Origin of the sequence: Bradyrhizobium manausense, from assembly GCF_001440035.1 — a bacterium.
In the GTDB taxonomy this organism is placed as follows: domain Bacteria; phylum Pseudomonadota; class Alphaproteobacteria; order Rhizobiales; family Xanthobacteraceae; genus Bradyrhizobium; species Bradyrhizobium manausense.
On sequence record NZ_LJYG01000044.1, the window covers coordinates 130925 to 142553 of the forward strand.

Consider the following 11629-nt stretch of genomic DNA (forward strand, 5'->3'; position numbering starts at 1 on the left):
GAGCCGATGCAGCGGCAGGACGATGAGGTCCGTTTTGCGGCAGTCTCCATGGCGCCAGACCGGCAACCGTTGACGGCGCCCTCGGGAAGTTGCGGTGCGATCGAGATTGAGTTCGCTGCCGGCGCTCGGATGCGGATCACCGGTGCGGTTGACGCGGCGACGCTAAGCGCAGTCGTGGCGGCGCTGACTGATGGACGGCCGCGATGATCCCGTTGCCGGCCGGCGTGCGGGTATGGCTTGCGACCGGCCATACCGACATGCGGAAGGGCTTTCCGTCGCTGGCGTTGCAGGTTCAGGAGATCTTGCATCGCGACCCGCTGGGCGGCCACCTGTTTTGCTTTCGCGGTCGCCGTGGCAACCTGCTGAAGGTGATCTGGCATGACGGCCAGGGCGCCTGCCTGTTCACAAAACGCCTTGAGCGCGGCCGCTTCATCTGGCCGAGCCCGACCGAGGGTGTGGTGACGATCTCGTCGGCGCAGCTCGGTTATCTCTTGTCCGGAATCGACTGGCGGCACCCACAGGAGACGTGGCGACCGACGTCGGTCGGATGAGGCTTTGAGCTTGCGGATCGTGATGGATGTGATTCCATCAACATCGTGACCACATCTGAATCGCTCCCCACCGATCTGGCCGCCGCGCATGCGATGATCCTCGCGGAGCGCGCCGCGCGCCTGGAAGCGGAAGCGGTTGCGGCGAGCGCCAAAGCAGAAGCTGCCGACGCGAAGGCGGCCGAGGCCCTGATCAGTTACCTCAAGCTCGAGATCGAGAAGCTGCGTCGCCAGATTTACGGCAGCCGCTCGGAGCGCAAGGCACGGCTCTTGGAGCAGATGGAGCTCGAGCTCGAAGAGTTGGAAGCAACCGCAACCGAAGACGAGCTGGCGGCCGAGAGGGCGGCGGCCAAGACACAGACGGTACAATCCTTCCAGCGCAAGCGTCCGTCGCGCAAACCGTTCCCCGAACATTTACCGCGCGAGCGGGTCGTGATCGCCGCACCGCAGAGCTGCCCTTGCTGTGGCTCATCGAAGCTATCAAAGCTGGGCGAAGACATTACCGAGACGCTGGAGGTCGTTCCCCGGCAGTGGAAGGTGATCCAGACGGTGCGCGAGAAGTTCTCGTGCCGGGACTGCGAGACGATCACCCAGCCGCCAGCCCCCTTCCACGTGACGCCGCGCGGCTTTGCCGGGCCGAACCTGCTGGCCATGATCCTGTTCGAGAAGTTCGGCCAGCATCAGCCCTTGAATCGGCAGAGCGAGCGCTACGCCCGGGAGGGCATCGATCTGAGTCTGTCGACACTGGCTGACCAGGTCGGCGCCTGTGCGGTGGCCCTGCAGCCGCTTTATCGGCTGATCGAGCATCACGTCCTCTCCGCCGAGCGACTGCATGGCGATGACACCACGGTGCCGATCCTGGCCAAGGGCCAGACGGTCAAGGGACATATCTGGACCTACGTTCGCGACGATCGGCCGTTTGGCGGACGGGCGCCGCCGGCCGCGCTCTATTACGCCTCGCGCGACCGGCGGCAGGAGCATCCCACACGGCATCTCCAAAGCTTCTCCGGCATCCTGCAGGCCGACGCCTATAGCGGCTACAACGAGCTGTATGACGCCTCGCGCGCGCAGGGGCCGATCACGTCCGCACTCTGTTGGGCCCACGCCAGGCGCCAGTTCTTCGAGCTGGCGGACATCGCGGCCAATGCGAGGCGCGACAAGAATGCCGCAGCGATCTCGCCGATTGCCCTGGAGGCGGTCAAGCGCTTCGATGCGCTGTTCGATATTGAGCGCAGCATCAACGGCCAAAGCGCCGAAGAGCGTCTGCGCATGCGCAAGGAGCAAAGCGCTCCGCCTTTGACGGCATTGGAAGCATGGCTCCGCGAGCAGCGTGCCCGGCTGTCAAACTCGTCCGCGGTCGCCAAGCCAATCGACTACATGCTGCGCCGCTGGGACCGGTTTGCTCGCTTCATCGATGATGGGCGGATCTGCCTGACAAACAATGCGGCGGAGCGCGCGCTGCGCGGCTTTGCCCTCGGCCGCAAGTCATGGCTCTTCGCCGGCTCCGAACGTGGTGCCGACCGCGCCGCCACCATGGCGACGCTAATCATGACGGCAAAGCTCAATGACGTCGATCCGCAAGCCTGGCTGGCGGACGTCTTGGCCCGCATCGCCAGCACCCCTCAAGGTCAGCTCAATGAGCTGCTGCCTTGGGATTGGAACAGAACCCCCGTTCAGTCTGCGGCCTGATCGGGCCACCGCGCCACGCGATCATCCCGCGGCCCTCACCGGACGGTTACACCCCCGTGACCTTCCCGAAGGGTGGACAGTTCGTGCTCCATGCCATGTCGACAAAGGGTACCGCGGCCACAACCACCCGCATCGGTTCAGGGTCTGGATCTCGGGGCTGGTCCGCCGCGTCACGGCTTCCATCCGGCGCAAGATGAAACATCGTGCGGCTCGGTCGCTTTACCTTGCGACGAACAAGAAAAAGGATGCATCAACCGGCGCACTGCTAGTCTGGCAGTTCACCCAAACTGCATTGTCGTTGCCGGCCCGATCAGCAGTGTTACACCAAGCGTTTTCCGCACCGATCGTCAAGGTGTCCGCCTGAACCCACCGACTCCAACCCTTGATTGCTTGTACGTTGTGCCCGAAATCGATCTGATATATGCCAGCCCCTAACCTTTTGGTGTTCGCGGTGTTGCAACCGAAGCAGCCCGCTATGCTGCCGTCTGAATTGATTGCCGCTGTTAAAAACACGACTCCTCTGGTCGGCTGCACTGAGCCGGGCGCAACGCTGAGAGCGCGCTCCTGCCCTGGAAGGGTGTTGTTATCCTGTCTAACCGTCTGTGCGACGGCAACACTGGAAAGGGCGATTCCCAAACACGTCAGTGCGATAGCGGCGACAGAGCGATCCATGATATCTCTCCTCTACTATTTGCGAACGCCCCCTGCCTTTGGCAAGCCGGCGCTTTGACCAGCGTCAGCTTCGTTAGCAACGTTGGCATGCCTCCTTCGCCGTAATCAACAACTAGTCCTGGTAGGTGAGCACGCGCTTGCTGTTACAACTCGCGAAGTTAAGTGCATTTTCGAAGCTCAATTTGCTTCGCACGAGGCCGTGTCTCTGGCGCAGCTAAATGTTTGGGCAACCGCCAATCCTAGTAGGCGCCGCATGCCCCTCTTGGCGCTACAAACCTTGGCTAGACCGGATAAGCCGAGCTGCTAGGAATTCCAGATCTATGCCATGGCTTGACGAGGAAAGGCAATTTTCCGACGAGAGCTGCCGTGTATTGACCCGTCATTTCGATCGACCGAAGCATTTCGTCCTCGGGTTGACCAGGCGAACGGAGCCTGATGCCTCTGCAATTCCATCGCGCTTCCGAAGACCTGGAAATATGGAGTGCGAGCAGCGGCGGCTATTCGTTCGTGATCAGCTTCCAGAGCCCGACCGGTCGTGGCTTCCGCGGAAGGTCGGGCTACGTCGCCTCGTGGCGTCCGCTTGACCCAGAGCCGTGGCTCGATCAGGATTCTCGGCTGGCCGCTCCAAAGCTTCGCTGAGGCCGAGAATGCGTGCAACAGTATGCTGAATTACCTTCGAGACGTGAACTGATTCCCACTCGCTGAGAATACCGAGCTTTGCCAAATGCCCAAGTCGCGAGCGCCGCCCAGGATACTCGATCGAATCTCACCACTCACACTCATTACGTAAAGGCGTTGAAGCATATGCTGGCAGTCGATGCAGACGAAGTTGATAGGAAACGGCATTTGGATCAGGGGTGCGCAATGAGCAGCGGGCAGCTTGACGATGAGTACGACCGCGAGGAAGCCGAGGCGATTGCCGCGGCACTTTACCTCACGCCCAATGAATTAAATGAAATCGAGTATACGATACACGAGATCGCCAACGACGACGGGTTGGTCTACGGATACGGCGTAGAGATCAAAGAAGGAGCCCCGCAGCACATCCTCGACAAGCTTGCGCCGCTGCCCAGGCGGGGCAACTTAGTGCTGATCCATGTGCAGGGATACGCCGACGACGCAGATCAAGAGCAAATGGAAATAGAGATGGCCAGGACCACCGTTTACAAAGTGAAGCTCTACAACATCGCTACGGACGAAGTGGTTATCTCTCGACGAATGGCCACCTACGAGGGGGCAGCCAAGATGGGAGGGTGGACGGTTGAAGGCACGGGCCATGTAGTTGACGTAACTGACTTAGAACCCGGAGAGGAATGGACACCTCGCGATTTCGATGCGTCCTAGATATGACGTGCTCAAGACAGAGCATCCACTCATTTGGCTAGCGAAGCACTTTTCCTTCGGGACGCTGTTGGTAGCGGTGTCCTCGGACGGATGCTAGCGCTAGCTATTCGCTGCACGCGCAGGCATTCCAACAAGCCCCGATCACGTTAGGTTGTGCCGTCGGAAGTGCGGAATCGGGTAGGCGAACACCAACTGACGGGCCAGTTCCCAGTTTAGGCAAACTTGATTTGCGTCAACTGCACAAACGCTGCCGAATATGGATTCGTTATCATCATACGGCGAGGTAATTTGGTTCTCCAGACTCACCCCAGAAGCGCCAAGCTCTCCAAACAAAGTGCTCTCACTTCGTAGTTACGCCGACCTTCTCCTCCCAAGTTCACGCGCGGAATTGCCGATGTAGTAAGCCAGCAATGCGACTCCTCGAGAAGCTGTGCTGGATGAGATCTCATTTTAAAGACTCGGGCCAACGACGACAGTGGATTGATCAAGGCAACCAGCTCAAGCGAGTGTATCGTGACCGACAGCACCTTGTGAACCCCTCAAAAACGGAACGAAGCAGCGGGTCACAGCGTCTTGATTAGCCATGAATGGGCTCGGTCCAAGATCCCGAGTCCAACCCAGAGACAGAACCAAAGCACAGTCTTCATCAGTGCAAGCGGTTGACTTCCTACACGCCAAGGTGGCATCCTGCACTTCTTCATTCGGAAGCTTGGGGGGAGCCACGATGAGGTCTTTGGTTTCCTTTTCGCTCGTGGTCGTACGCCCCTGTAACGCTGCCGAAGCTCAATGTCTTGACCGCGGCCTGCTGCTATCTACTTGCCCGGCACCTGTTTTCAAAGCGATGCCGAGCTTTCCGATTCAGCAGTATCGATCGCAGTCTGCGCCCGTTTACCGGCTCGGCCCTTCGGTCGGACACAGATCGAAGTCCATAGGCGCCGTCCAGTTGTTACTTACGCCAAAATCGGATCGAATGCCGACAGTTTGCTCAGATGTATTGGGGTATCAACAACAACCGTTGCATGAGCGCTGCCAGGCTTTCATGGAGCGGCGCAATGCGCAGGCGGCGTGCTCATTGCGGTCAGCACCGACGGCGCCGAGCTACAGGCCACGGCACGCACAGGGTATGCTTGTACCCAGGCAAGAAACGCTGCATGGCGTTACAGGTGGGTACTTGGCCGTTGAGATGAGTACCTACCTAACCTAAGGTTGATTATTCAGATTCTCTGGATACGTTAATGAGACAACGCGCATCGAACACTCATTCAACTGACCCTCTTCGTTTCATTTGGCTGCCGTCGTGCACCGGCGTCATCAACGACCAACACGACAGTTTCGCTAACAGGATCGTAGTCGGGATCGCCACCGATACCCCGCGCAACACTGGCGCCGTACTGGCCCGCGAGATCGGCCGAGCCAAACACCTCACCATCGCTGTCTGGCTGAAAGCGACCGTTGTGGATGATCGGGAAATAATAGCGCTGCATAGCTTTGGCCCCTCGTCAGTGTGGTCATGCGCCAACATCAGGCCGGGGCGCGCCTGTCTAAATTGACAGGGATCGCTGTGCACCCGCGCCATCGCCCGCCTCCCTCTGCGGAACGCTTGAGCCCGCATCATTATCTCTTCGGGATTGTCTCGACAGCTTCTCGTCAGCCCGCTCGGTCATACTTCAATTATCAGAAGCTGGCAGGGATATCTCGTTAGTAGGAATGCGAGCTAATTTGAGGCGAGCCCCTTTCTGAATTGCAACGCGCGACGCTCGCATTACAGGTTGCCCACCTGTTGACCCGGTGTCGCGCGTTGATCCGATTGATTTACGGCCGCCAAGCGATATCGCCGCGAAAGGGGCCGCTCGGCACCTACCCGAATTGGTGGGCCCGCATCATTCACTCGGAATGCCCTTAACCGAACACGTTCCGACTGTACGCCCATAGACATCACGGCCGAGAGGTTGCAGCAAATTGCGTCGATTCATCATTCGAAAAGGAAGGCCGACTCCGAAGGGGCACAAACGAACCTTTCTTAAGCGGAAGAGGCTTGCGCACCTTCTTGGAGCTACAATCGTACTCTGTTCGACGCGGCTCGCGCTCGCTGCGGACGCCCCCGGGCTGGAAACAGCGAACATTAGAGAATTCGTCTCGTACTTCAGCCCGAACGACTTCAAGATCGTTGATTCAGATGACCTTTATGCTGCCCCTGCAAAGTTTATCGGGCAGCCTATCGAGATTCGAAACGTGAGGTGCCTCTACGCCGTGGACGGCTACCACTGCATTGCACCTCAGCCCGGAATGGTTACGATTGTTTCTGCAAAGTCTGTCGCACCTGCGGCAGAACGGGAAGCCTTGAAGAGCGACTGCGCGGAGATCCAGGCGATGGCTCACCTGCCCGCTTGCCGAAAGAATGTTCGAATTATCCCAGCTGACTTGACCGAAAGCTCCCTCCCCAACTACGCCGCGAAGCGCGTCGTTATGACGGCCGAGAGAATTGAAATACATCCGGCGTCGCAACTGAAACATTAACGCCGCCGAATGCCACGCGTTGCTGCTCCGTCATCGCTTTTCTGAGCCTCAAGAGAAGAAGCAGCGCGGGCGCGACTCGGCGCTGGTCGAGTGGAATGGATCAGGCGCTGTTGCAAGCGCGCCCGCGCTGCCCAGTGAAGTTAGCAGCTACGCGACTCGGCGCCCCAAAGCCCCCACGCATACACGGGGTGAGCGCTGTCCCTACCACTCGCCGCCAACTTCAAAGGCGTTTTACGCGGTCTAGCTTTCCGAAAGCTGACGGCCGCCTGGCCCGAACTGTCCAAAGCCGGTGCAATTCAGCGCGCCAATCATCAATGTATCAATGAGCTTGGGCGCGCCGCGCTGGCGAAAGTCTCGCAGGCAACCTACCCGAACCGCCGGTTGGCACTCACGCGGCTCTCCTAGAAGAGTGCGTATGCGTGCAGCGATCTTCCGCGCCTCCTTCGGCCCGAGGCTGGGTTTCACGCTATCGAGTATGTCTACCATTGCCTGAGCCTCCTCGGCATCAAGTGTCGCAACTTGGCGACCTGATAGACTCAGAGACTGATCGTCCGCGCGAGCCTGATTGGCTGCAAGCACCGCAAGCGCTTGCGACCGCAGGGCCGCGATGTGCCGCTCGAATATGTGCGTCCGTTGGCCTGTACTGCCCTATGGGCTTGCGTCGCAAACTTTGGTGGCCAGCCCGTCCTCGAAGACAGAGGCTGGCCACCTTTGCTCCCGAGGGGCCCAAATTCTCAAGGGGGGCGATCAAGGAGTATCGCTGAGAAGGACTGGAAGCACCTACCTGAATTGGCGGCCGGTCGAATTGACTGCCCCGGTCTAAGCTAGTGCCTCAGGCTTGCAGATTTAGGAAAGACTCAAATGGCAAAACGCGCACGCATTCGTTACGCCAACAAGACGGACAGAAAGAATCCTGACGAAAGAATAACACACGTCGGCGGAGTAAACCCCGATGGAAAGCCGTGGAAGCGATCCATCGAACAGGTTGTCAAAGACATCGAGAGCGCCGAATGGGAGTTCTATGTCGAAGAAAATGGACGCAGGGTTGGTGTGGTTTGGGCCACGCACAACGGGCACAAGTACATCAAGACGACGGCCGACGACATTCAACCAGACAATGTTCTCCCGCTCCTAGCCGAGTGCCCCGGATGATCTCAGTCTCAGTGACCGTAAGCAGCGCGGGCGCGACTCGGCGCCGGGAAATGCGAAGCGACGCTGTCCCTGCCACACCCGCGCTGCCGGTGAAGTTAGCAGCGACGTGACTCGGCGATTCGTGACGGACAACGAAGCGCTGTCCCACGCGCCACTAACTTCGGCGGCCAGCCTCACCTTCTTCATAAAGCTGCACCCCGGCTCCGCGAGGTGGAGTCAAGCCCACGGGGCGCCGCCAAATTGTATCGGCGAAAAGCCTCCCAGGCACCTACCAGGATTGGTTGGGCTGCCTGGGCGGCCCCAAGGCCGATGTCGAAGCTGTCCGCGTCGCAAATTCTATTTCTTCGACGGCGTTATGTAGTCCCGGTGTAGAACGATTGATCTTGCAGCACCATCAAACAGCACGGTGATACCTGTATTTCGAGAGCCGATTTCGACCACTGTGCCCATTCGGTCCGCTAGCCGATACCGATGCTTGCGAGCTCTCCAAAGCGTCGCGTATCCGCCTGATCAGCGACGTGTCGGTAGAGATCCCGCGCGTCATCTGCAACGAGGAATGGACGCAGTCGCCGCTTCCAAGCGCTTCTCCACTCGCGAACGCTAACACGGATACATTGCCGCGGCGGCCTTGCCGATGGAGCAAACCTGTTCAAGACGGAGAACCGGATTTCATTCGTCTTGCCTCCATGTCCGTCGGCAAAGAGAAGCCAGCAATCCTCCGAAAGATCAGGGAAGAGTTTTTCGCGAACTGCAACAACGTGAACCGTGGCGAAGTGCTCAACCAGATAGTCCAGCAGCGGAGCCGCATATGGGGCGTGCCCGATCTCGGCGGGCACGACAAACGCCATTCGGCCACCTGGTTTCAAGAGGCCAGCGGTAGCAACGAGGAAAGGGGCCCACGAAGACGTGAGACCGGTAAATTCGGCCCCCAGTCTGGCGCACAGCCCGAGCGCACGAGCCCGAATATCACCCTTGAAGGACTGGTATCGAATGAATGGCGGATTGCCGGCGGCACAGTCAAAGCGCTCTGCAGTCTCCGCAGCCCAAGCGAAGAAATCGCCCTCATGCACAAGCGCCCAGGGAGCCCGCGCCATTGCGGTTCCGAGCGTGTCCATGTCTTGCTCGATACCAACGGAATTGCGATGCCCAGCGATGAACCTTCCGTCTCCGCACGAGGGATCGAGAAGCCGATCGCTTTCATCCCGGACCGCCCAACGCAGGAGCGTCGAGACGACCGGGTCCGGCGTAAAATAGGCGCCAGCTTCTTTCTGTGAGAGGCGTTGCACCACAGCAGCTTCCTTGTCGCGAATCACCCGAATACTCTTCCGACTATACCTACGCGTGCAGCACTGCGCGTAAGTTTAGACGTCGCTGTCAACGGGTGAAAAGCTGCCTCCCCAGACTGCTCACAGCTTAGTTGTGACGCGTTGCTGGCATTGGCCGTATCGTATCGGTTTCGCGATCGAGATGCCCACCTGGTCGCAAACGCGACGAAAATCCACTAATCCACGATCGCGGAGCTTAGGCCGTTCGGAGAGTGGTCTGCGGTCCAGCGTCAAAAGCCGCACCATGCTCTGTGGCTGAGCCTCAGGCAGCCAATCATCACTCATAGCTCACTCCCCTTCTGTCGACCGCCCGCGATGGTCCCAACCATCGGCGGCGGCTCGAAGATCACATTCACGTCCCTGTTGCCGCATTGGGGACAATTCCTGCCCTTGGCCCACAAGTGGTGCATGTCCAAGGCCGCCTGGTAGTCGCGCTGCCGGACCCTGACCGGGCTTTCAATGTGTATCCCAGGAGACAGCGCGCGCGGACGCGACAGCTCGGCCGGTGGGCCTCCCCCGCGTTTCAATTTGACATTAGAACAAAATAAGAACATACGGGTGGCGCGTCAACACGGAATTCCGATGCCCGCCGATCTCAAATCGATTCCGGAGCTAGATCCGCTGGAGCTGGCGGCCGATCGGGTGAAACGCAGCATGCGACGGCGATGTCCGTGCGGCTGTCCGGGCGCTCATCGTTGCCAACGGACTTCTGGAAGGCGAGCTTAACGATGTCTACGCCGCAACGTCGCGAGGACCGCTCGCGGTCGAATTAAGAGCGGCTCTCAGAGCAGCTGACGTCTTCCTCATCCTGCTTTTCGAAAGCGATTGAGAGTAGGCAGCTCGCGAAAAAAATGTGCCGAAGTGCCGTCATGTCCTAAGTTCGCTATTTTTCTCTTGTACAAATATCTGCAGCCGTTGAATAGCATCCGAGACAAGCTGCCTGATATCGTGTTCGCCAAGCTTCGGGAAGCGGAGTACGGCTTCTAAACTGGTCAACGCTTCGTCGACATGCACCAGCACACCGTCCTCCACTTCAGTCTTGTCTCTCCAGCGGTAATAATGACAAAGCTCGTGAGCGGCGGCAGCTTGCATACTCAGTGACGAATTCGGATCAACAACGCTGGTGCCAGGATAAATGTCGGGACCAAACACTATCTCTGCAAGGGTCTCTTCATTTTCGACGGTGACGCGAAATCGTGTGCGCGCGCTAGGCTCATGTCGTACCGGAGTGGCCTTGCCCCACGGGCTTAATCCAGTTTGAAGTTCGTTCTGGCCCACGACAAGGACCAGAGCATGAAGCGCAGCCGCTTTACGGAAGAACAGATCATCGGGATTTTGAGGGAACATGAGGCCGGCGTGTCGGTCGCCGAACTTTGCCGCAAGCATGGCGTCAGCGACGCCAGCATCTACAAATGGAAGGCCAAGTTCGGTGGGCTGGAGGTGTCGGAGGCCAAGCGGCTGAAGACGCTGGAGGACGAGAACACGCGGCTGAAACGGTTGCTGGCCGACTCCATGCTGGACAATGCGGCGTTGAAGGACCTCTTGGGAAAGAAATGGTGACGCCCGCGGCCAAGCGGAAAGCTGTCGCGCATCTCGTGGATGCCCACGGGATGAGCGAACGGCGGGCGTGTAAAGCCATCGGCTGCTGCCGCATGACCATGAGATACCAGACGACCCGGGCGGACGAAGCCGACCTTCGCCAGCGCATGAGGGCGATCGCCCAGGAGCGCCGTCGCTTCGGTTATCGACGCCTGCACGTGCTGCTCAAGCGGGAGGGCTATCTGGTCAACCACAAGAAGCTCTTCCGGCTCTACCGGGAAGAGAGGCTCGCGGTACGCCGCCGTGGTGGCCGCAAGCGGGCAATCGGGACCAGGGCACCGATGATGGCGCCGATGGCCCTCAACGATCGTTGGTCGCTCGACTTCGTGTCGGATCAGCTCACCGACGGCCGTCGCTTCCGCATTCTGACCGTGGTCGACGATTGCACCCGCGAGTGCCTGGCGCTGGTGGCCGACACCTCGCTCTCGGGCACCCGCGTTGCGCGGGAGCTGGACCGGCTGATGATTGAGCGCGGCAAGCCGAAGATGGTGGTCAGCGACAACGGCACCGAACTCACCAGCAACGCCATTCTGACGTGGGCCGATCAGAGCCGCGTCGCTTGGCACTACATCGCGCCCGGCAAGCCCATGCAGAACGCCTTCATCGAGAGCTTCAACGGCCGGCTGCGAGATGAATTGTTGAACGAGACGTTGTTCACCTCGCTGGCCCAGGCCCGCGTCGCGCTCGGATGCTGGCGCGCGGATTACAACGACACACGACCACACTCACGGCTCGGATGGAGGACGCCATCCGAGTTCGCCACCACCTGCCATCCGCGGCGGG

9 protein-coding genes and 2 pseudogenes are annotated in these 11629 nt (G+C 59.5%); 7 read left to right on the plus strand and 4 right to left on the minus strand.

The genetic code is table 11. From position 1 onward, the window contains the following. The 4 genes and pseudogenes from AOQ71_RS46620 to AOQ71_RS44995 all read left to right on the plus strand — a co-directional run. A pseudogene (locus AOQ71_RS46620) lies at positions 1 to 207 on the plus strand (hypothetical protein); the annotation flags it as partial. After that, complete coding sequence (gene tnpB / locus AOQ71_RS10230) at positions 204 to 551, plus strand: IS66 family insertion sequence element accessory protein TnpB (RefSeq protein ID WP_057745396.1); 348 nt, start codon at positions 204 to 206, stop codon at positions 549 to 551. The pseudogene AOQ71_RS46620 and the gene tnpB, both read left to right, overlap by 4 nt. 93 nt (positions 552 to 644) lie before the next feature. Continuing rightward, positions 645 to 2237 (plus strand): IS66 family transposase, encoded by a 1593-nt coding sequence (gene tnpC / locus AOQ71_RS10235; RefSeq protein ID WP_057745442.1) that lies wholly within the window; start codon positions 645 to 647, stop codon positions 2235 to 2237. Positions 2238 to 2287: 50 nt separating this feature from the next. Continuing rightward, positions 2288 to 2448 (plus strand): annotated as a pseudogene (locus AOQ71_RS44995) (IS5/IS1182 family transposase); the annotation flags it as partial. Between the two features lie 8 nt (positions 2449 to 2456). Here AOQ71_RS44995 and AOQ71_RS45900 read toward each other — a convergent pair. After that, positions 2457 to 2909, minus strand: coding sequence for a hypothetical protein (locus tag AOQ71_RS45900; RefSeq protein WP_057745401.1), 453 nt, complete (start codon positions 2907 to 2909; stop codon positions 2457 to 2459). 804 nt (positions 2910 to 3713) lie between these two features. Between AOQ71_RS45900 and AOQ71_RS10250 the strand changes: the two genes are divergently transcribed. Next, positions 3714 to 4253: a hypothetical protein gene (locus tag AOQ71_RS10250; RefSeq protein ID WP_157083469.1), complete on the plus strand. Its 540-nt coding sequence runs from the start codon at positions 3714 to 3716 to the stop codon at positions 4251 to 4253. A 1262-nt stretch (positions 4254 to 5515) separates the two neighbouring features. Here AOQ71_RS10250 and AOQ71_RS10255 read toward each other — a convergent pair. Further along, positions 5516 to 5737: a DUF6894 family protein gene (locus AOQ71_RS10255; RefSeq protein ID WP_057745406.1), complete on the minus strand. Its 222-nt coding sequence runs from the start codon at positions 5735 to 5737 to the stop codon at positions 5516 to 5518. Between the two features lie 1894 nt (positions 5738 to 7631). Here AOQ71_RS10255 and AOQ71_RS10270 point away from each other — a divergent pair. After that, positions 7632 to 7922: a DUF3892 domain-containing protein gene (locus AOQ71_RS10270; RefSeq protein ID WP_057745412.1), complete on the plus strand. Its 291-nt coding sequence runs from the start codon at positions 7632 to 7634 to the stop codon at positions 7920 to 7922. Positions 7923 to 8380: 458 nt separating this feature from the next. Here AOQ71_RS10270 and AOQ71_RS43005 read toward each other — a convergent pair whose 3' ends face one another. Then, a complete protein-coding gene (locus tag AOQ71_RS43005; RefSeq protein ID WP_245316829.1) occupies positions 8381 to 9235 on the minus strand; it encodes an N-6 DNA methylase in 855 nt (284 codons plus the stop codon). A gap of 879 nt (positions 9236 to 10114) precedes the next feature. Continuing rightward, a complete protein-coding gene (locus AOQ71_RS45000; RefSeq protein WP_157083470.1) occupies positions 10115 to 10525 on the minus strand; it encodes a hypothetical protein in 411 nt (136 codons plus the stop codon). Between the two features lie 15 nt (positions 10526 to 10540). Here AOQ71_RS45000 and AOQ71_RS10295 point away from each other — a divergent pair. Further along, positions 10541 to 11629, plus strand: a protein-coding gene (locus tag AOQ71_RS10295; RefSeq protein WP_157083384.1) for an IS3 family transposase whose coding sequence is annotated in 2 segments (ribosomal slippage) — positions 10541 to 10787 and positions 10787 to 11629 — 1090 coding nt annotated over the 2 segments. Because the reading frame shifts where the segments join, the coding sequence is not laid out codon by codon here. This gene is flagged as partial in the annotation.